Annotated in this window: 17 protein-coding genes; 2 read left to right on the forward strand and 15 right to left on the reverse strand. The window is 45.1% G+C overall.

Annotated elements, in window-relative coordinates:
• Positions 1-36 precede the first annotated feature (36 nt).
• On the forward strand, positions 37-1188 hold the full coding sequence (locus FIU99_RS21425; RefSeq protein WP_006959930.1) for a multidrug effflux MFS transporter: 1152 nt from the start codon (positions 37-39) through the stop codon (positions 1186-1188).
• A gap of 47 nt (positions 1189-1235) precedes the next feature.
• Here FIU99_RS21425 and FIU99_RS21430 read toward each other — a convergent pair whose 3' ends face one another.
• The 13 genes from FIU99_RS21430 to FIU99_RS21490 form a co-directional block, all read right to left on the reverse strand.
• A complete protein-coding gene (locus FIU99_RS21430; protein WP_006959928.1) occupies positions 1236-2909 on the reverse strand; it encodes a DUF342 domain-containing protein in 1674 nt (557 codons plus the stop codon).
• 124 nt (positions 2910-3033) lie between these two features.
• Positions 3034-4728 (reverse strand): SpoIIE family protein phosphatase, encoded by a 1695-nt coding sequence (locus tag FIU99_RS21435; RefSeq protein ID WP_021457794.1) that lies wholly within the window; start codon positions 4726-4728, stop codon positions 3034-3036.
• Between the two features lie 17 nt (positions 4729-4745).
• The gene (locus tag FIU99_RS21440) at positions 4746-5045 is read right to left on the reverse strand and encodes an STAS domain-containing protein (RefSeq protein ID WP_006959923.1); all 300 of its coding nucleotides are present in this window, start codon (positions 5043-5045) and stop codon (positions 4746-4748) included.
• Positions 5046-5109: 64 nt separating this feature from the next.
• Positions 5110-6279, reverse strand: coding sequence for a methyl-accepting chemotaxis protein (locus FIU99_RS21445; protein ID WP_006959921.1), 1170 nt, complete (start codon positions 6277-6279; stop codon positions 5110-5112).
• A 33-nt stretch (positions 6280-6312) separates the two neighbouring features.
• Positions 6313-7350, reverse strand: coding sequence for a chemotaxis response regulator protein-glutamate methylesterase (locus tag FIU99_RS21450; protein WP_006959919.1), 1038 nt, complete (start codon positions 7348-7350; stop codon positions 6313-6315).
• Positions 7350-7994, reverse strand: coding sequence for a chemotaxis protein CheD (locus tag FIU99_RS21455; RefSeq protein ID WP_006959917.1), 645 nt, complete (start codon positions 7992-7994; stop codon positions 7350-7352). Before FIU99_RS21455 ends, FIU99_RS21450 begins: the two co-directional genes overlap by 1 nt.
• Before the next feature lie 8 nt (positions 7995-8002).
• Entirely contained in the window at positions 8003-8857 is an 855-nt protein-coding gene (locus FIU99_RS21460) for a protein-glutamate O-methyltransferase CheR (protein WP_006959915.1), read from the reverse strand.
• Positions 8842-11559 (reverse strand): aerotaxis transducer Aer2, encoded by a 2718-nt coding sequence (aer2, locus tag FIU99_RS21465; RefSeq protein ID WP_006959913.1) that lies wholly within the window; start codon positions 11557-11559, stop codon positions 8842-8844. Before aer2 ends, FIU99_RS21460 begins: the two co-directional genes overlap by 16 nt.
• Positions 11560-11667: 108 nt before the next feature.
• Positions 11668-12138: a chemotaxis protein CheW gene (locus FIU99_RS21470; RefSeq protein ID WP_019277401.1), complete on the reverse strand. Its 471-nt coding sequence runs from the start codon at positions 12136-12138 to the stop codon at positions 11668-11670.
• On the reverse strand, positions 12135-12674 hold the full coding sequence (locus FIU99_RS21475) for a chemotaxis protein CheW (protein ID WP_019277402.1): 540 nt from the start codon (positions 12672-12674) through the stop codon (positions 12135-12137). The genes FIU99_RS21470 and FIU99_RS21475 overlap by 4 nt, the downstream gene beginning before the upstream one ends.
• 9 nt (positions 12675-12683) lie before the next feature.
• Positions 12684-14789 carry a chemotaxis protein CheA gene (locus FIU99_RS21480; protein ID WP_006959911.1) on the reverse strand — a complete coding sequence of 702 codons (2106 nt, stop codon included), beginning with the start codon at positions 14787-14789 and terminating at the stop codon, positions 12684-12686.
• A 45-nt stretch (positions 14790-14834) separates the two neighbouring features.
• Positions 14835-15194, reverse strand: coding sequence for a response regulator (locus tag FIU99_RS21485; protein WP_006959910.1), 360 nt, complete (start codon positions 15192-15194; stop codon positions 14835-14837).
• On the reverse strand, positions 15187-15480 hold the full coding sequence (locus tag FIU99_RS21490; protein ID WP_006959908.1) for a lipid asymmetry maintenance protein MlaB: 294 nt from the start codon (positions 15478-15480) through the stop codon (positions 15187-15189). The genes FIU99_RS21485 and FIU99_RS21490 overlap by 8 nt, the downstream gene beginning before the upstream one ends.
• 484 nt (positions 15481-15964) lie before the next feature.
• On the opposite strand from FIU99_RS21490, the gene FIU99_RS21495 reads away from it, so the two are divergent.
• Positions 15965-19174 carry a methyl-accepting chemotaxis protein gene (locus tag FIU99_RS21495; protein ID WP_152472532.1) on the forward strand — a complete coding sequence of 1070 codons (3210 nt, stop codon included), beginning with the start codon at positions 15965-15967 and terminating at the stop codon, positions 19172-19174.
• A 112-nt stretch (positions 19175-19286) separates the two neighbouring features.
• Here the strand turns inward: FIU99_RS21495 and FIU99_RS21500 are convergent, their stop codons facing one another.
• Both FIU99_RS21500 and FIU99_RS21505 read right to left on the reverse strand, forming a co-directional pair.
• On the reverse strand, positions 19287-21275 hold the full coding sequence (locus FIU99_RS21500) for a tRNA(Met) cytidine acetyltransferase TmcA (protein WP_006959904.1): 1989 nt from the start codon (positions 21273-21275) through the stop codon (positions 19287-19289).
• A gap of 108 nt (positions 21276-21383) precedes the next feature.
• A complete protein-coding gene (locus FIU99_RS21505; protein ID WP_006959902.1) occupies positions 21384-22355 on the reverse strand; it encodes a ParB/RepB/Spo0J family partition protein in 972 nt (323 codons plus the stop codon).
• Between the last annotated feature and the right edge of the window lie 7 nt (positions 22356-22362).

Raw genomic sequence — 22362 nt, forward strand, 5'->3', positions numbered from 1 at the left:
TACTGCGTCTCAAGTTAAATTTATTGAGGACGTATCATGAAGCACAAGCCTTCACTCAGGCTGATGTTCGTAATGCTCATGTTTCCGCAGATCGTGGAAACGATTTACAGCCCAGCACTCCACTCGATCGCCGAGGCCTTTTCAGTCACGGATTCGCAAGCTTCGCAAACGTTATCTGTCTATTTCATCGCATTTGCACTAGGCGTTGTGTTTTGGGGGGTAGCTGCGGATAAATGGGGCCGACGGCCAGCAATGCTAGCAGGTATTGCGGTTTACGGCTTATCCGCTTTAGTCGCAATGCTTACCGACCAGTTTGAGTATCTGATTGCTGCGCGAATTGCCAGCGCATTTGGCATTGCCGTTGGCTCGGTGGTCACTCAAACGATATTGAGAGATGTATTTGACGGAGAAGCTCTGGCTAAAGTGTTTGGGCTGATGGGTATGGGAATCGCGATCAGTCCCGTAATAGGAATGGCCATAGGTGGACAGCTTGCTCAAGCTGGTGGACACACCTACGTATTTTCTGCTCTGTTTAGCATGGCGATCCTACTACTGTTCTACAACCTCTTCAGGTTACCAGAAACACAGCAATCGAAGACGCCACTTAATCTCCACCAGCTAGGCTGGAGGATGCTCAAAGATGGCCATATATGGTACTCCACCATCTTGATTGCAGTCTTCAATATCGCGCTGTTTTCCTATTACCAACTGGGCGCATTCGCCTTTGCTAAGCTTGGCTATAGCTCTGCCCAATTTGGCTACAGCGGCATCGCTTTAGGGATTGGTACAATGATTGGCAGCTACTGTAATAAATACCTGCTAAACAAGCATACGCAGCCATCAACTCTGATTGGCCTAGCCCTTTCATTGCTATGCTTAGGGAGCATAAGTATCTATCTGACTCTGAACAGTATCTACTTTGTTCTCGCAATGATGTTGGTCGTAATGGCATTTGGTATCGCGATTCCCAATGTAATCAGCGCAGCACTAAAAGATTACAAGCAACATGCAGGCAGCGGCGGCGCGATTCTCGGGCTTATCTACTACCTACAGATAGGTATTGGTCTGGCTATCGCTGGGCAAATACAAGATCTTGGAAAGGTCTTAATGTCTTGTGCAGTCATCGCTCTAGTAACCTACGCTACCAAGCATCGTAACCAGAACTTATTCGCTGCACTCAGAAAATAAAAACAGCCAGCATAATGCTGGCTGTTTTTCTATCAAATCCGCCTGAGTTACTCCTGTTCAAGCGCCTCTTCATCCATAGCGGCAGCACATTTAATTTCGTACTGGTTAAAGGAAAACGTACTCGTACCATGCACTCGCTTGGTGATAACTTTTTCTTCACCGTATTGAACCGTAACATGGGTATAAACTTTGTTTTTCACATCTACGATGTTGTCTTCAAGCGCTTGTTCAAACTCTAACTCATGTTTGTCTCGCGCCATTTTCACTTTTTCTAGACGTGCATTGGATTCAAGTTTAAGTTTCTCAATGTTTTCTGCTTCTTCTTCGCTGCGTTCTGCTTTCGGTGTTTTCTTAAATTCCAGCTCCCGACGAACCACATCCATAGTCGCTTCTTGGGCAAGCTTATATTGCTCTTTGTATTTTTGCTGGCGCTCTTTGAAGTTCTGATAACGCGCAAACGCATTGATGTAAGTTGCAGTATCACCTTCAACACCTAGGTTAACGCACGTCACCTTCCCACCTACTTTTGCGTGGCCACCACTTAAAGTTCCCTGCTTCTCGGCGGCATCAGAGACGGTTAAATCTTTACCACAGCGAATTTCGTTGTTCATACAGTGGACTGAAAGATTGATATTTTCAGCAGCCTGAAGTTCTGAGAATTGCGCGTAATTTGCTGTAATAGAGCCACCCGCTTTTACATGACAACTTTTCGCTTGGTCTTCAGAAACGTTATGACCGATGATACCTTTAGCCACATCTATGTCGCCTTGTGCCTGTACATCTGCCGATTCGATAAAACCACCAACGGTTAAGTTTCCAGTTGCACGAACCATCATATCGGACTCAATGTTTCCAGTGACGATTACATTGCCTTTGAATTTTACATGCCCGGTAGCGACACCAATTGCAGGCAAGCAAAGCGCGTCTTCCACTTCGACTGTACGCTCTTTGATCATAGGCATACCGGAAACTGCAGCGACAAGGAGATTGGGATCCTCAGATGAGATTTCTGAACCCTTCGATTCTTTCAGCATCGCATCATTGCCAGGCTTGGGTGGAATAGGCTTCCCCTGCACTGTGATACCAGGTGTCCCTTTAGTCGCGGGGATGCGCTTCATCAACCGAGCTTTCGCTTCTACGGTGACCGTTTCACCGAGATCCAACATATCGACTTTGCCATCTGCGTCTTGTGAAGGAGCCAGAACTTGCTTAGTGATGTCTTTGACCAGTGGGATAAACTTTGCATCTTGTCCCTGAACAGGGTTTTTGCCTTTGGCGACAGGTTGGGTAAAGGTCTCACCCGGTTTGAGTTGATGGCTCATCATTAACACTTTTTTCAGTGCTAATTTGTTGATTCCTTTAGTGACGTGAGCTTGGGCTAATGCGTGTACAATCTGAGGCCCTTTAAGCGGCGAACCGCGATAAGCACCAGTGACTACCATACTGGCTAACATATCGTGATCCGATAAAACGACTTCAACCACAGCATCTCTGATTTCCGCGATAGCAATGCCAACCAAAGCTTCGCTTTTGCCTTCTTTTGCACAGTTAATGAATCGAGTAATTTCATCATTCAATACGCAAAAATCGGTCGCACCGATGCCCGCAATCGCTTCTTCAACACCTTTGCTGTCAAAGCGACCATCGATATTCATATCTGGTCGCAATTTAGCAATAACCTGTTGATTATCATCAGATAAGCTGACTAACTTGTCCCACATTTACAGCCTACTTCATCCAGTCCCTATAACTTTAGTTTATATAATCCTCGTGAAATACAGTATTAAATTTGTGACAAAGTAAGGCTTAGGTCACTTCTCAAGGGCTTTTACACTGTAAATATGATTAAGCTGAGCTCGGGAAATGGTGTTTAGCATCTAGGCTGTATACCGCCGTCACACATTTTCCTTGTTTCGAATAGTCCAGTGAATCACATAGTTCTGAAGCTAATACGATCCCTCGTCCATGCGTCAAAGATTTATCAATACTTTGCTTTAACTTGTTGTAATCGAATCCAACACCATTATGTTCCAGCTCTAAGACCAGCTGTTTTTGTTCTGGCTTATAATCGATAAATAACGTAACCCAAAGCTCTTCAGACAGTTCTTTAAGCTTCTCTTCGCGCAGCTGATAGAAGGTGAAGAAGCCATCGGGCTCTTCCTTGATCTTCGAGTCTAAATGCAATAACCCATGCTCAATCGCGTTAGCAAACAGCTCAGACAACACTGAACAGACCAAATCTAAATGTGGCCCTGTCATCACACCTGTCAGAAACTGTCTGACTTCACTCATCACCGTCACTGACTTAAGCACAGATGCTGGGAAACGCATCTTTGACTGTGCCGGAGTTTTGCTAAGATAAAAGCTGCTTTGCTGCACCACTTTATCGTTGCTGTTTGAAATCGGAAACTCCATAGCCAAAATAGACAAGTCATCACCCACATTACGATTGGCAAACTTTCTCACCGACTCAAACAGCGTTGGGATCATCGCTCTCCCAGACGTTAATGCCTCTTCCAAACGCTCTTGACCGAATTGCTCTCCAAGCCCATTTTCAGCTTCTATCACACCATCGGTGTAGCAGAGGATTTTTTGGTCTGGCTCCATTTTGAAGTGCACTAGATCCGATTCAAACTCATGAGATTTCAAAACACCAAGCGGCATGTGCGTGGAAACCAGTTTTCGGCTGATCGAGCCATCTTTATCCAATAGATAACCATCAGGTAGTCCACCGCCCCACCAAGAAACTTCAAACCCGTTAGCACGAATTTCAAACACGCTTGCCGCCAACATCATCCCCATGGGTAAGAAACGTACCAATACGTCATTGAGCTCGCGAACAATCTCTCCCAAAGAAAGACCTTTAGAAGCCATAGAGAAGAACGCTCGGGTTGCAGGAATAGCCGAAATAGCAGCCGGAAGGCCGTGGCCCGTAGCATCCGCGATCATCACGTATACTCCCCCATGCGGCCGGTTTGCCACAACGATCAAGTCTCCGTTGAAAACAGTTGATGGGGTAGAAATGTAGTTGATGCCATAAATGCTTTTCACTTGAGAACTCATTTCATCCATTAAATTGGAGAAAATCGACTCCGCGATCGCATAGTCGTAGCGAACTTGCTCGTGAAACTTACTTAGCTCATCACGATGTTCCTTCACCTCATTGTGCATCTTTACAACTCGATAGTGAGCTTGAACTTTCGCCACTAGCACACTTCTCTCAACGGGCTTAGGAATAAAGTCTTCACCTAACGTCAGGCATCGCTCGAACGAATCGTGATCATCCAGTACAGTGAGAAAGATGATCGGCATATGAAGATTAGGGAACGCATCACGAATTTCCTGTGCTGTCGTAAAGCCATCCTTCACTGGCATCATTACATCCAACAAGATGACATCTGGCAGAGACGGCATCTTGAGCATTGCCTCCACGACCCCTTCACCATTCTCGAACGTCGTGACTTCTTGCGCCATTTCGCTGAGCATGAATCGACACAATTCTCGATTCGTAGCGTGGTCGTCAATTATCATGACATGCATACGACCCTCCTTAACCGCTATTCGATAGAAAACTTCTTATCAAAACGAGAAATGGTCAGTATCTTTCGCACCTGTGGCAAGGTATTGGTAATCCGGATCATCCCGTCATCCTGCTCAAGATAGTTGTGCATATTAAGCAGCATACCTAGCCCTGCACTATCTATATAATCGACTTTCCGTAAATCGATGGTAAAACGAAAATCCTTCTTATCTGAATAACAACGACGGAACTCTTGGACTAGATTAAATCCAAAAGCCCCTTCAATTAAGATCGTTACTTGCTTGGAATTTGAATCAACTTCAGCTTCTACCGACATAATATTTCCTTTTCAACAACGAAGACTGCACCGCCTTCACGACAATATGTATACGCATGACCCATTAAAATAGCTCTACCTCTCCTTCTTCAATACTTTCCTGAGAAGCAGCAGGAGCCCCGCGATGTTCTATATTTGATTTCAGATCTGCCACAGCCTGTTTCATCTCGTCAGGGTCTAAGCTGCCATTGGCATGAGCTACCAGTATTTCAGTTACCTGATCGAGGAAATCAACACTGATCTTGGCGTAATCACCCTGTTGGACAATGATGTCTGTAAACTGTAACGCCCGAATACCGTCACCAACACGTGTGTGCAGCGTGACCCCAATGGATTTGATTTTCTGAACTTCCTGTTCAACGACAGCATTAGCCGCTTTGACACCCTGAAGCATATCATCCACTTTTTCCTTAGACTCTATCGCTTCCGTCATATCGATTGATGCCATCTCCCCAACTGTTTTATTCGCTTCTTTGACCGTATCCTGAGCGACATTAATTTCCTTCTCTATTTCGCAGTTAAGCTCTTCTGCTTTTACAGAAAGGTTTCTTACTTCTTGCGCCACAACAGCAAAACCTCTCCCAGCCTCCCCAGCACGTGCTGCTTCAATCGCAGCATTCAAAGCGAGCAGGTTGGTTTGTTCGGATAGGCCACGAACTTGCGCTAACAATTTAAACACCGCATCCAACTTATCGGACATGTCATGAATACTATGTACTGCGGAAATGCTCTTCTCAGAGATATTAATGAGTGTGTCAACGAACTGGCGAATGATGGTCTCTGTTTTGGGCAAGACCTGGGTAATATCGTAGGCATTATCTTTATTACCCATAATGTTACTCACTAGCTCTTCAGCAATTGCATTTTGTCCCTCTGCTAACTTCTGCAACTCAAAGAAGCTTTCATTTAGCGTCTCTGCAGATTCATCAACAACACCATGTTGATGATCTAAAGGTTCATTTAATTGTAGGGATATTTTTTTCAATATTTCACTGACATGTAGGCTGATCTGTTTTTCGTCCTGAGATGACTTTTCACGGAACTGAGTTAACTCAGACTTATTTGGCGTAGAAGCCTCTCTAGGGAAAACAAACCATGGTATAGCCGCCGCAAGCACCATAACAGCGACATGCGCAATCGACGATGACAACGTCATCCCGATAGCAAGCAATACAATCTGCGTCCCTATAGCAAGGGCGTAGCGGATTTTTGGGGTCATTGTTATTTTATTCATAGTACATCCCTGACGTTGTGCCCGCACAGGCGCTTATTTCTTTAGACAATCACATATCTGCTGAGGTATCTGTTTAAGACTCAGCACTTGTTGCGCAGCGTTCATTTCAACCGCAACTCGCGGCATTCCCCAAACAACGGAAGAAGCTTTGTCCTGAGCGATCGTCATTGCCCCTTCTTCTCTCATCTTAAGCATTCCTCGCGCTCCATCTTGCCCCATACCAGTCAAGATGACGCCGATGGCATTCTTTCCGACCGTTTCTGCAACAGTATCAAACATCACATCGACCGATGGTTTGTGTCGGTTCACTGTTGGACGATCATCCAGTTGGCAATACAAATGTTGGCCACGCTTAATGACGACTAAATGTTTATCTCCCGGAGCAACATACGCGCATCCATTGACTAATGGGGCTTTGCTCGCCGACAACTCCTTAACCTGAATATCGCTGTTGTCATTGAGACGCTGGGCAAAAGACGCACTGAACATAGCGCTAATGTGCTGCGTTATGACAATCGGTGGCAACCCTGAAGGCAGAGCAGACAACACTTGCCTGACTGCTTCTGTTCCACCTGTCGAGGCACCTATCGCAATCACTTCAACTTTGGTTCTTAAGTTATTAGGAGCAATTGTCTGTGAAGGCGCATGTTTAGTTCTATCCTGAAAAACGTTAGCGCCCGCAGCCATTTTTATCTTGTCATTAATATGATCTTTGTAATTGACCATATCTCCCGTGTTATCCACCGCTGGCTTAGGGAAATAGTCCACAGCCCCAAGTTCCAATGCCGTCAGGGTTGGCTCAGCCCCATGCTGAGTAAGGGTCGATATCATCACGACAGGCATTGGACGCAAACGCATGAGGTTTTTCAGAAATTGCACCCCATTCATTTTTGGCATTTCAATGTCTAACGTCAGTACATCAGGATTGTGAATCTTGATCAGATCTCTAGCCTGATACGGATCCTCTGCCATCGCTACAACTTCAAGCTCGGGATCGGAATTGATCAATTGAGCAAGTAAGGCTCTGAAAACCGGAGAATCATCAACCACGAGTACTTTAATTTTCTTCATCAGAACAGCTCCACATCGTCATCATGAGGACGATGACTTTCTTTATCCAACTGACTGGCGTACTTATCTTCTTCTTGTTGCAAGTGATGAATTTCAGTGTAAGGAATGCGTTTCAACCAAGCTTGCCCTGTTAGCGGGTTAAATATAATTTTGCGTGGGTCAACGCCCCCTAAATCTTGAGCGACGACTGGCAAGTTTTCCTGCTCAACATAGTTAAGGATAAACGCGATGTTTTTTTCCCCAATCATAGAGTGTCGACCCAACATCTGTGCCCCACCGAACAGTTTAACTTTGAGTGACGAACGTCTTGCACCCTGAGAAATTAGGGTATTAATCAGCATTTCCATTGCATGGCTACCGTAACGCGATGCCGTAGATACGACTTCATCTGGACGCCACGAGTTAATTTCCGAATGGTTATGGAATGGCAACAAAAAGTGATTCATACCACCTATCGCTGCATAATCATCCCAAACACAAGCCGCGATACATGACCCTAACCCCGTTGCAATCAACTCATCCTCATGGGTACAGTAAAGCCCTCCAGGAAACACTTTGATCATGTGCTTCTCTTTTTGAGGGTGATAAAAACGATTAAAGTGGCTATTTTCGTACTTTGGCTTTCCGGTCTTTAACCCAATCATAACTGCCCCTATTGTTTCACATAGATGGTTTTGCCTAAGTGACGAAAAATATCGCTACAGGCTCCGACGCTTTCGGAATGCCCGATAAATAAAATCCCATTAGGTTTAAGTTGCTGATGAAACCTTCTGATAAGTTTTTCTTGGGTCGGCCTATCAAAGTAGATCATCACGTTACGACACGAAATCAAATCAAAAGGCTGTCTAAAGTCCCACTTATCTAGCAAGTTTAGCTGATGAAACTGGATGTGTTTTTGCAGCCCCTTGGCTATTTTTATGTTTCCCTGCTGACCATCTCTTCCTTTAAAGAAACAGGGCTTTAGATATTGTTTAGGGATAGATGAAATCGCCTCATCACTGTAGATCCCCTGCTTCGCATGAGAGAGCACTTTTGTATCAAGATCTGTTGCCGTGATGGATACCTGTTTGAACTGGTTAAAGGCATTGGAGCAGTAAAGGGAAGAAACGAAACTGTATGGTTCTTCACCTGTCGAGCATCCTGCAGACCAGATTTTGATATTTTCAACCCCTTGTTTCTGCCACTCATCCAACATCACATTTTCTAAAAACTCAAAATGATGGTATTCACGGAAAAACTGGGTTTTGTTCGTCGTAAGGCTATTGATAAACCTCACTCGTTCACTATTGTCTTGTTCAATAACAGATTTGTACTCAGAGAAACGAGTGAGTCCTAGCCGCCTAAGCTGGCGGCTAATGCGTCCATAGACCATGGTTCGCTTTCGATCAGAGAAGTAAATGCCCGCATGCTTGTGCATGAACCACTGGATAAACTTAAAATCTTTATCCGTTAGCTCAAACTCAGTTGCAGATGCCCCTCCTCCTTCACGAGTTAGAACTCTTCCCATTCGTCCCCTTCCTCACCCGCTTTGAATCCTGCATTAGCAACGCGTGGTGTCCTGATTTCCCTTACATTGCTGCTTTGATGCCCAGAGTCTTTCGTCTTTGGTGAATCAAAGGTGGCAACATTGTCGTCAGAAGCAAAGAAGTTCATCAGATGAATAAGTTGCTTACCTTCATCTTTCAGCGACTGACTAGCTGCCGAGGTTTCTTCAACTAAGGACGCATTCTGCTGAGTCATTTCATCCATCGTTGTGATAGCGCGGTTGATCTCATCAATACCTGTCGATTGCTCTAAGCTCGACGAAGCAATCTGTGCGATTAACTCTGTCACCTTCTCGACTGCCTCAACGATTTCATTCAAGGTATCACCGGACTCATCCACCAATCTGGAGCCTTCATCCACTTTCTCTACGCTATCTTTGATTAACCCTTTAATTTCTTTTGCCGCCGCCGCACTGCGCTGCGCTAAGTTTCGAACTTCACCTGCAACCACTGCGAAACCACGTCCTTGCTCGCCAGCTCGGGCAGCTTCCACCGCAGCATTCAGTGCCAATAAGTTAGTCTGGAAGGCGATTTCATCGATAACACCAATGATGTCAGCAATTTTCTTGCTCGCAGTGTTGATTTCGGACATTGCTGAGACTGCTTGACCGACCACTTCGCCACCTTTACTCGCTTTCTTAGTCGCGTCTTCCGCAAGAGAATTCGCTCCTTTCGCGTTATCAGCATTTTGGCGAACAGTAGCTGTCATCTGCTCCATGCTTGCGGCAGTTTCTTCTAGATTAGAAGCTTGTGCTTCAACACGTTGGCTCAAATCATTGTTGCCTTCCGCTATTTCCGTAGAAGCGGTAGCGACTCGTGCCGAAGCTTGGGTGATCTTATCGACCATGTTGCGCAGGTTAAGTATCGAGGTGTTAACCGCATCAGACAGTCGACCAAACTCGCCCTTGTTATCCTCAGACATATTGGTATTTAAATCGCCGTCAGCAACACGACTCATGACATCAATACACTGACCAATAGGTTCGACCATGGTGTCGAGCAAGTTATTAATGCCATCCCCGAGCTCTTTCATGAAGCCGCTGTATACAGAGGTATCAATCCGCTCGTTAAGCTCTCCAGAAATTGCACGCTGAATCAACGCTTCAACCTGACGCTGACCATCTTGCTGCTCAGTGATATCTTCCCACTGTAATGCAGGGCCGATATAGTTGCCTTGAGCATCGTGCATAGCAATACAGGTCAAATTAAATTCCAGTCCTCCGACGGCGATGTTAGAACTGAATGGAAGCCTGTCCGGGTTACTAATAATGTTCCTCTGGTGGCTGGGGTTTTTATGGAAGACATCGATATTTTTACCAACCAAGTTGCTGGCATCAAATCCAGGCAGTGCTTTTTGTAAATCACTTTCTCTGGATTTAAGTAATGTCGATAATGCCGGGTTGAGGTACTGAATAATACCGTCTTTATCAGCCATCATCATATTAGTGGTCATCCCTTTCACCGCCGATGCTAAACGACCAACTTCCTGCTCTTTTGCACGTTCTTCAGTAACATCACGCCATTCAAGTGTATTACCAATATAGTTACCTTGCGCATCAGTAATCGCAGCAACATTAAGCTCTATTTTGATATCCGCAATATCAATATCGGTTTTGTAAGGGAGATTATTCGGCGTCGAGAGAAGCTGTCTCTGATGGGCAGGGTTCTTATGGAACTCATCAATACAACGTCCCATCAACCACTCTTCAGATGCTGTAAAGCCTGACCAAACTGTTCGTAGCTTCGCTTCATGCTTACCAAACAATTCGATGGTTTCTTTGTTGGCATAAGTAATAAGGAAGTCTCGGTCTATCATCACCATCGCAGTTTGGGCTTGATCAACGGCTGCTTGCAGCCTGGCCACGTCATCTTGTTGAGCACGCATCGCTGTTACGTCTGACCACTCCAGAGTATTACCGATGTAATTTCCCTGTGAGTCAGTTATTGAAGCGACGTTAAGTTCGATGGTTAAGTCTGCAATCTGAATGTCGGTCTTGTATGGCAAATTCGATGGGTCAGACAACAATTGTCTTTGGTGTGCTGGATTCTTATGGAATTCGTCGATGCAGCGCCCCATCAACCAGTCTTCTGAAGCCGTAAAGCCTGACCAGACAGTTCGTAATGTTGCCTCATGTTTACCAAACAACTTGAGAGTTTCTTGGTTGGCATACGTAATATTAAAATCACGGTCTATCATCACCATTGCCGTCTGGGCTTGATCAACCGCAGCTTGCAGTCTGGCAATATCGTTTTGCTGGGCTACCGCAGCAGTAACATCAGACCATTCCAGTGTGTTACCAACATAGTTACCTTGACCGTCAATGATCGCGCCGACATTCAGCTCAATTTTTACATCTTTGACTTCAATAGTAGTGGTGTAAGGCAGATTTGAAGGGTTGGACAGCATTTGGCGCTGATGTGCTGGGTTTGAGTGAAAACCATCAATACAATAGCCCATCAGAAAATCTTCATCGGCACGGAAGTTAGGCCAGAAAGACTGAAACAGCGCCTCATGTGTTTTCAGCAGATCCATCGACTTCTGGTTCACATAGGTGATTTTAAAGTCCCGATCGATCATCATCAGCGCTGTCTGCGCTGCGTTCAACGCTGAGAAGAGTTGCTCTTTAGACAACCCTTTATTACTTTCCGGCTCGTATTCATCCATTAAACTATCCTGCGCAGACGAAGCAAATTGCTCCGCAGTAGCAGGCTGTGGTTTCCGATTCCAAAATGCCATGAGTCACCTCTCACTGGTTGCTTCGTTTGACGTGTTTTAAGCCCAACTCTCTTCGTTCTGGTCAGGTACAACAAGCTCTGATACATCAAACAGAGCCTCAAGTTTTATTAATATCAGATGACCATTTTCGACTGACGCAATACCTCTTATATAGCTGTGGTCAACTGAGTGGGATACGTGCGGTGCAGGTTTTATTTGTTCATCTGTTAGCGGATAGACCTCGGAGACACCGTCAACGATGATACCTAACGGATGCATCTCTGCATCATTGAGAACAATCACCACCGTGGTTGCACTGATCTGCGCTGGGGGTAATCCGAATCGAGAACGTAGGTCAACTATCGGGACATACTCTCCACGAATCTCTAGTACACCCAGCATATAATCTGGAGAGTTGGGCACTTCACGTACCGAGCTCCAGCCACGAACTTCACGGACATCAAGAATGGGCACGCCATACTCGTCATCCCCTAACACAAAGCTCAAAAACTCTTGCGGTATGATCATGGCTCTTTCCTCAAAATTCGCTCTATGTTGAGAAGCTCTTCAGTATCGAGCAATGACATGACTTGCTCGCCTACATTTATCAGCCCTTGAAGATAAGGAGAAACAGCAGACTCGCCCACTCCTGGATAAAGCTCATTTTGCCCTTGGCTAACGACATCGCTCACAGCATCAACCACCAAGCCCATTAGGCGTTCACTTTCTTCTGCCTGAAAGCGCAAGACAATCACAACTGTGCTTGGCAGGTATTCGCATTCACCGATTTCAAACCGGCTACGTAAATCCACCACAGGCACAATCATTCCTCGCAGATTGATAACCCCTTTCACATATCGTGGTGCTCGCGGTATTGGTGTTGGGCGCTCCCAGACACGAATTTCTTCAACATCTTTTATCTCTACGCCATACAATTCGCTCGCCAACTTAAAGCTTAAGAAGTCTGCACTTTCAGAAACCCCTTCTTCGCTCACTTGTTCTAGAACGGCTTGCGCCTGAGCTTCAATCGCCTGACGAGAGTTAACCTCTGTTGCTGTTTCCATCACGCCCCCTTATGCTGCTAAGCCGTTGTGCGTTGAGTCAGATGCTCGTTTGAGGAAGTTGGTGATCAAGCCCTGTATGTCGAGAATTAACGATACAGAGCCATCTCCGAGAATAGTGGCCCCTGAAATGCCAGCAACTTTGCTGTAGTTAGATTCTAGGCTCTTAATCACGACCTGTTGCTGATCGAGCAATTCATCTAATAGAAGGCCTACACGGTTACCAGCTGCTTCAACGAAGCAGAGAATACGAGCATCCAGAGAACCACTCTGTCCCATCTCCAGTTCTTCTTGCAGACGAAGGATCGGAATGTTCTCTTCACGCAGGCGATACAATTCAATTCCCCCAGAGGCAAGCTTGATACATTCGGGGTCAATCTGAATCGATTCTACTATCGTCAACAGTGGGATTACGTACACCTCGCCGGCGACTTTTACCAGCTGGCCATCAAGAATAGCGAGCGTCAGTGGCAAGCTGATCGTAAAACAGCTTCCGACTCCCAACTCCGATTCCACTTCAATGTGACCACCCAACTCTTCGATGTTTCTTCTCACCACATCCATGCCGACACCTCGGCCCGAAATATCAGAAACTTCTTCTGCAGTAGAGAAACCTGGTGCAAAAATCAAATTCATAATCTGCTTTTCGCTCATGTCTTCGCGACGCGCATCTGGCGCGAGAACACCTTTTTCAGTGGCTTTATTCCAAAGCTTGTCGCAATCTAAGCCAGCACCATCATCTTTAATTTCAATGACAATAGAACCACCTTGGTGATAGGCGTTCAGCTTGATCACGCCTTGCTCTTTCTTACCCCTTTCCAATCGTGTTTGAGGCAACTCTATGCCGTGGTCGATACCGTTTCTGACTAAGTGAACCAAAGGATCCACAATGCGCTCTAGTACCGTCTTATCAAGCTCTGTCTGCTCGCCCTGAATTTGCAAGTCAACCTGTTTCTCTAAACGAGTCGATAGATCACGGACCAGACGTGGGAAGCGGCTGAAAGCAAAGCTCATCGGTAACATGCGAATGTTCAGTACGTTTTCCTGCAGGTCCTTACTGTTTTGCAACAGTTGCGCTAATCCAACCTTGAGCTTCTCTAGCTTATCAATCGTGAAATCATTGCCGATCTCAGTAAGCATCGATTGAGTAATAACAAGTTCCCCGACCAAGTTGATCAGGCTATCAACTTTGTCTATATCCACTCTAATGGAGCTGACACTTGACTCTGTTTTCGCAACTTTTGTTGGTTTCTGCTCGGTTTTAATTGAATCTTGTGCCGCCACTTCTTTGGTTGCAGAGGGGTCTTTTGTAGCGGAAGTTTGAGGCTCCTCAACTTCCTCAGGAGCTGCTGTATTTGTGGCAGGGATAGCGGAGATAAACTCGACCGTTAGCTCACATTCATCTTCGACCCATTCGAAAATCTCTCGGATTTCCTCTTCTTTTACTTCAACATCAAGACTTGCTTGCCATTTGAGGTAGCAAAGTTCAGCTTCGATCGCTTCAATTTCAGGCAAAGACTCTGTATTCACCGTAATCTGACAGGAAGCATGAAGCTCTTTTAACTCGCGGAGTATTCTTAGCGGGTCATTGCCACTAAAAAACATTTCAGGGTGGGGTTCAAAAGTCACCAGCCAGTGACCTTCACCGCCAGAAGTGTCTGGTTGTGAATCATCACTATTCGTTGTTTGTTCAGAGAGTTCTTCGTTATGAGGCTCGGAATCCACAGACGCTTCACCGAGTAACTCATGAAGCTGCGCACTGACCTCTTTTTGCAGTGCTGTGTCTACTTCACTGCCTTGTTCATGCCCTTCCAGCATGCTCTGGATACAATCACCACTTTTAAGTAGCAGATCGACAGTCTCTGCAGTGAGCTCTTTTTCATTATTACGGACCAGATCTAGGTAGGCTTCTACAGAGTGGGTAAATTCACTGATATCAAACAAGTTAAATGTTGCTGCTCCTCCCTTAATCGAGTGAGCAGCACGAAAGATGGTATTAATGGATTCTTCATCGAGAGAAGTCACATCCAGATTAAGTAACACATCTTCCAACACCTCAAGATTTTCACGACACTCTTCGTAAAACATCTTGCGCAATTGTTCCATATCTAAAGCCATAAGCTTTTTTCCCTGCCAGATGACGTTGTTAATGAATTATTTGATTTAGATAACGCGTTTTAGAGTTTTTAGAAGCGTTTCTGGGTTAAATGGCTTAACTAGCCATCCCGTTGCTCCGGCTGATTTACCTTGTTGTTTTTTTTCGGTACTGGTTTCAGTCGTCAGCATTAGAATAGGAACGAACTTGTACTGAGGCTTATCTCTCAGCGCCTTAACAAGCTCGAACCCTCCCATATTGGGCATATTGACATCCGAAATGACCACATCAAATTTGCTACTCGCGACTTTGTTGAGTGCATCTCGACCATCATTTGCGGTTTCGACTTCATAGCCAGCATCACGTAACGTGTGGCTCACCATCTGGCGAATGGATACAGAATCGTCTACTGCAAGAATCTTAGTCATTTTGATTACTCTCCGACTTTAGTTTTAGCTCAAACACGTCTTGCAAACCTAGCGTATCGATGCCTTCAAGTAGAACATCACTAGGTTTAAGCAACTGAATTTCTCGTTGATTCTTCTTTGCGGAAATAAAAAGAGAAGAGAGTAGTTGTACGCCAGCCGCATCCACTCTCGCCACTGAACTAGCGTTTAACTGAATAGAGTCGTGATTGGCAAACCATTCTTGATAATGAGTCGTTGTGTCTAGCACTGTAGAAATGTCTAGAGACTCAGGAAGTAAACATTCCATGTTTCTACCTACACTTTTCTTATAATTTCCTAGCCGTTATGGAAGCTTTTCGCTTAATTTTGAGTGTAGGAAGGAATAGATATTTAGCAAATTAACAAAATCAAATTATGAACTAAAAGTCATATATTTACGTTCAAAGCAAGGTTAATTACCTTGTTTTTTAAAGGGTTAGTTCATTAATGACGGACAAAATAATTTCCATATATTTTTTATAGATAAAGGAATATTTGCAAACAAATCAAAAACATCTACCTTTTGTTAAATCTATCAACCAAGAAATCTAGCACTTCAGAGTTTACAATGTAAATTGTAAACCTATTGCTTGCCCTATCGAATATCACAATTATTGAGCCACATCAGAGTATTCCCCACCATCGCTACGCAATAACATCAATATTAAACTACGCTCATATTTCATTATTAAGTTTAATTAACTCAATACCGCTTATCAGCGCTTAAGTGGACGGATGATAGGAAAGAGTCTATGAACCTTTTTGCTGATCTCAAACTACGTTGGAAGTTAATGGCAATTATCGTCATTCCGGTTGTGTGTTTAGTCTATTTTGCCCAAACACAGGTGATGAGAAACGTTGCTCTCGTTGAAGAAGATAACAACATACTGATGCTGTCAGAGTTTTCAGTTAAAGCTAGTGCTCTCGTGCATGAGTTACAAAAAGAGCGAGGCATTACCGCCGGCTTTATGGACAGCCGCGGCTTACGCTTCTCAAATGAAGTTCAAGATCAACGCAGAACCGTAGATGCAAAGAGAGATCAGCTCAGGTTGTTCATGCAAAGTTTTGATCCTTCTATCTATGGCTCAGCCTTTGAGAAGCAGTTGGATCATTCCCTCTCTGTACTGAATGAATTGGATTCGAAGCGGACAGAGATAGACGCCCTTGAGATACCTAAAAGCCAGGCAATTGGATTCTATACAGACATGAATGCCCAGTTCTTGGGTGACATTGTTCATCTTTCTAAAGCCAGTTCAAGTGGAGAGCTCAGCTCTATGGCCGCAGCTTATGCAAACTTTTTGCAAAGTAAAGAACGAGCAGGTATTGAACGTGCATTGTTAATGGGGGTATTTGCTAATGATGAGTTCCAAGGGCGTCAGTATGAACGCTTCCAAAATCTTGTATCCGCTCAGACCAATTATACTAGTGTATTCAAAACCCTCGCAGCGCCCTCACAACTAGAAATATACCGCGGAACCATGACTGGACCGATCATGGAAGAAACGGCCTCTTTTCGTGAGATAGCTATTGAATACGCTATGATTGGGGGCTTTGGTGTTGACCCGGCAGAGTGGTTCAAAGCGCAAACAGCAAAAATCAATCTGCTCAAGCAAGTAGAAGATAAACTGGCAAATGATCTCATCACCCTAACACAAGCTTATGCGGATAAAGCGAGTTCCGAACTCACAAGAGATATCATTTTAATGGTAGCTGCACTGTTACTGACAGCACTTGTCGTTTATGTAGTGCAAAAAGGTATTACCGTACCGATTACAGCTGCTGTACAAATAGCCAACTCTATCGCTTCAGGGAAACTGAACAATCAAATTAATGCCAGCTCGAATGATGAATCAGGTATGCTGCTCAAAGCCCTCTCAACCATGCAGGAAAATCTTCTCCAAGCGCAACGTGACCTTGAAAAGAGAATGGAACAGGAGCGAGTACAAGCAGAAGAAAATAGCCGTATTCGTCAGGCCCTTGATCAAGTATCCGCAAGTGTGATGGTAGCGGATAACAACAACGATCTCATTTACCTGAATCACGCGATGCATCAAGAATTTGCTCGAAATGTATCAAGTTTCAGCAATGCCATTAAAGGTTTTGACCCTGAAAGGTTACTAGGTAGAAACATTGGTCTATTCAGTCACACAACTGAATACCAACGCATTCTTCAATCAATAGATAAAACTGTGGCTGTAGAGATCAACATCGACAAGCGAATCTACAAAGTCATTGCGAATCCGGTAATGGGCGAAAATGGAATTCGCCTAGGAACCGTCATTGAGTGGGATGATTTAACGGAGCAACGTGATGCAGAGCTGCAAGTTGAGAATGTCATACGTGCAGCTGCATCAGGCCAACTCAGCACTCGTTTAGATACCACCCGCCTGAGTGGCTTTATGCACGATCTTGGCGATGGTATTAACGAGCTTCTCGACGCCATCGTCGGACCATTAGCTATCGCTGCAGATTGCGTGGCGAAAATATCCCTAGGCCAGATCCCCGATACAATCACCGATGAGTACCGCGGCGACTTCAACAAACTGAAAGATAACTTAAACACCTGTATTTCAGCTATCAACCTTCTGGTCAAAGATGCCAACAACCTAGCAGATGCAGCAATCGCAGGTCAGCTATCAGCAAGAGCCGATGAAACTCAGCATCAAGGTGATTTCAGAACCATCATCAAAGGGGTCAACAGCACGCTAGACGCGGTTGTCACACCGCTCACGGTGGCAGCAAATTGCGTCGATCAAATAGCGAAAGGTCAAGTATCCTCACCTATTGAAGAACACTACAATGGTGACTTTAACCTACTCAAAAACAACCTCAATACATGTATTGCCGCCATTAAACAGCTTATCGATGACGCCAACGCATTAGCGATTGCGGCGGTTGAAGGAAAGCTAGATAACCGGGCAGACACCTCACGCCATCAAGGTGACTTCAAGCAAATTGTTGAAGGAATGAACCAAACATTGGATGCCATGGTTGAACCAACGAATGAATGCAAAGAAGTTCTCGCTCGCTTAGCAGATGGCGACCTAACGAGCACAGTGAAAGGTAATTACCAAGGTGATTTTGCTGTATTGAAGGAAGCCGTGAATACCAGTATTGAAAACTTGCTAGAACTGATTAAAAACATTAGCCAATCAGCCGGTATCGTCAACAACTCAGTGAGCGAACTATCAAGCGGTGTTGTTAACTTGAGCCACCGAACCGAAGACCAAGCCGCGTCATTAGAACGGACCTCTGCGTCGATGTCTGATATGACTGAGTCGGTAAAACAAAATGCCGACAACGCCAGTTTGGCAACTGACTTAGCGCGAGATGCTCAAGTCAAAGCACAACGTGGTGGAGAAGTTGTTGAGCGAGCGGTAGTAAGCATGGCAGAAATCAATAGTTCCAGTAAGCGGATTTCAGACATTATCGGTGTCATTGATGAAATCGCCTTCCAAACTAACTTATTGGCACTGAACGCTGCCGTAGAGGCAGCACGGGCTGGTGAACAAGGACGAGGGTTTGCCGTCGTCGCAGGAGAAGTACGCAATCTAGCTCAACGCTCAGCTCAAGCAGCCAAAGAGATCAAGGAATTGATTCGAGATAGCGTATCCAAAGTGGAAGAAGGTACGGAGCTGGTTAATGAATCTGGTTCGACACTCAAAGATCTCGTTTCCTCGGTAGAAAAAGTAACGTCTATGATTGCTGAGATTTCAGCAGGCTCTTCAACTCAAAGCAATCGAATTTCTAAGGTCAATGAGACCATTAAAGACATGGATGATATGACTCAGCAAAATGCAGCATTGGTAGAAGAAGCTTCCGCAAACAGTACGTCAATGGAAGAACAAGTCAACAGTGTTATACAACTGCTGTCCAGCTTCAAAATTGAAGATATTTCTCCATCATCATCGAGCCGAACAGAGGCTCAAACTGTGCTCAAGGTGAGTAACTATTCGTACTAAGAAGAAACATTTAAACAATAAAAGAGGAGATATATTCTCCTCTTTTTTATACGCTGTTCTAGTAGGGTAAAGCCTGAAATCGGTCCCTTTTACAGTGTAAATTCGGGCGTTTTCATCCGATATCTAACAAGACCTGTATATCTGTTCTCAATTGCTGCTCGGTTTGCTTTTTCCCAGTAAAACCAAATTCTTCACTACACGCTTGCCAACTGCGTTGCTGCAACACCTTACGGATCACAAGAGATGAGCAACCTATTATTGCTTTGTTCGAGGACAGCACCCAGTTAGCGATAAACGGAGCCACACTTTCGAACCCTGCCCCGCCCAGACTATAGTTTCTAACAAGCCTCTCAAATTCACATTCTGCTACGGAAGCATCTTCCTTACGCAATAGATTACGTACAATGTCAGTTTCAATATCAGCGAATACATCACCGAAAAGATAACGCATAGACTGATGAAAATGCTGCTCGGCCACCGAAATCCAATCGAAATTCCCTTTGACCATGACCACTGAATGGCAGCCACTCGCTTGATCTCTTTGCACACCTAACTTAACAGGAACAAAACCATTCTTACGCCAGAAGCGAATTAACTCACTAGTCGCTCCAAAGCTGGTGGACATAAACTGACTCCCTGACCGTTGCGTCAACTGTTCTAACATGGCAGAGCCAACCCCCTGCTGCTGATAGTCAGGGTGTGTAGCAATTCTCATCACTCTGAGGCTTGCCTGGCTGGCAGCTTGGGTTAAACCAAGGTGATTGGCTAGCATCACTGGTACCAAATGCCCTCTTGGCCTTCTTTGTCCTTGTTGTATCGATTTAATTAAAGGCTCTTCTAACTGACCCTCTTTAATCGTTAACATACAACCTAGGCAATATTGTTCTGAGAATGCCGCATAAAGCTGGATCGCATCATCTTCAAGCAACAGCATTAAATCATTTGGTGATGTTTGATAGTGAGCGTTTACCAGTAACGCAAAACAAGATCGCAGTAAATCAGGCTGAACCACAAGTTGTTGCTTGTCGATTAGCTCCAATTTAATTGGCGGTAAAACAGTGGGAGGCGGCGTCTCCAATTCGGCATTAAGCAAAAAAGTCTCAAACAGCCAACGTTCGACAGGGTCATTCTCATTCCAGCGAATCGGCTGATCCAAGTGATAAAACACCGCACCTGGTCTTTGCTGTCTGAGCCAAGCCTGAAACTTGAGTGTGAAACCGCGTCCGCACCCCTCATAGCCATGAATCGTTGTCGAAAACACACAACGGTGGTGGCGCTCGACCATTTTCTGCAACATTGGAATTGGAATTGCGGAGGCTTCATCAACCAATAGCAAATCGCATTCAGGAGGCATTCGAAGTAGTGCATCAGGCGCAATAAACGTCAGTGTCGATTGACCCAATTGAATGAAACCTTTTTTGGCGGCCGCCTCTGGAAGCAGACGATGAGCATGTTCGAACACAGGAGACACTGTCGCAAGGCTCGGCGCAGTCACGACAATGTGGAGGTTACGCGCTTCCATCAATTCAGCGGCAGCAATCCCCAGAGCACTGCTCTTCCCTCTCCCACGGTCAGCGGTCATCACCAAAGGACGTTTGCGATGCCCTTCAACGACTTTTCGTATTTTCTCAACCGCGACTTTCTGCTGTGCTAAAGGTTCAGCGCTGGCACTCTCCATTTGAGGTAATTCAGGCAAAGGCTTAGATTGCTCAACCTGAATCAGCGAACCTAAAGCAATATCGAACCATTGTTCTGACAACGAAAGAGAATCGGAATCAACTGGTATTATTACAACCAAGCCACCACCGGTTACGCAGCCCAATGCGGCACTAAAGGAATTTGCGTCAAATCCATCGGAAAAATCGCAAATGAGAAGGCCACACTCTTGCCCTAGTAACCTCTGCCCTTGCTTAAACGTAACCAGATGTACATTATCATCGTCACTTTTCCCACCCAGCTGATAAATAGCAGAATTTGAAAACAACTCTTTAAGGGCTGACAACGTATTAGACTGCCAGTCAACACTGCCTTTCAGCACCACTCCAAATCTGTGATTCGCGTTATTGGCGGATTGAATAAGTTGAGAAAAATAATTGTGCATGGCCGTTGTCAAAGTTCCGAGAATAAGCGAATTATAACAACTAAGACGCGTAAATGAGAGGTAGAAAAAAAGCCGCAAAGTGCGGCTTTCTGTCAGGTAACAATAACGCTATTTGAGTTTAGTCGATACAAAGTCGAGAATCTCTTGCATCAGTGCATCATCCACTTTTTTCAGATTAAGTGCTAAGTCTGCGCCTTTGCGACTGTAACTGGCGCGCCCTTTAACTAACTCTATTTTTCGGCTGGCTGAACGTTTACTTGGCGCAAGCTCTTCAATCCACTGTTCAAGGGTTTCAGAAACTTCTTTCGTAATACGTGCAACGCCCTGAGCTTGACTGCGTTGCCAAACAAAACCGTCCGTTGACTGACACTTATCTAAAAGCTTGCCACGGTTTGCTTCACTAAGTTCATTGAATTGCTTGTGAAGCTTCACAATCGTCGGACGCCCTAAATCAGCTACATTTGGGTAGGCCTGAAGCAGCGTTAACGGCAGATCCGCGGCTTTCAATGCGCCACTCACCAAGGCTTCACTGCATTGGAACATCTTAGCTAGTGCTTTTTGATCTTCTGCCTCACCGCTTTCCAGCTTCGCCTGCATCTCTTTGCCTTTTTCATATAAAGACAAAGGCTTGTGGGCATTCGCCACATCGGACAAGAATTTTGCATGCTCACCATTGATGTTTTCAGCAACGTAGATGAGGAAATCTTTTTCGGCCAAGATACAAGACATACGACGGCGGCTACCGTCAAGGACTTCAATCTTACCGTCTTCGCGCTTACGGCCAACGGCTGGGTATTGCTGTCCACGTTCTTTTAATGTTGCCAGAACATCGGACAACGCATGTTCATTTAGGAAAGATTGCTCACGGGCATTTTCTGCAAATACAACCGTCTGCTCCGCTATATCGCTGGCCGAAATGCGTACCAGCTCAAACGTAACCATCTCCTCGCCTGCAACCGCCAGTTCAATCACCTGCGCTTGCTCTTTAGCCGCTTTTTGCGCTTCCTGAGGCGTTGCTACATGGCGTTTATTGGCTTTACCAAACAATCTTGCGTTTAAATCTGAAGTTTTAATTGCCATTGTCTAA

The organism is Vibrio sp. THAF64 (genome assembly GCF_009363455.1).
In the GTDB taxonomy this organism is placed as follows: Bacteria; Pseudomonadota; Gammaproteobacteria; order Enterobacterales; family Vibrionaceae; genus Vibrio; species Vibrio coralliilyticus.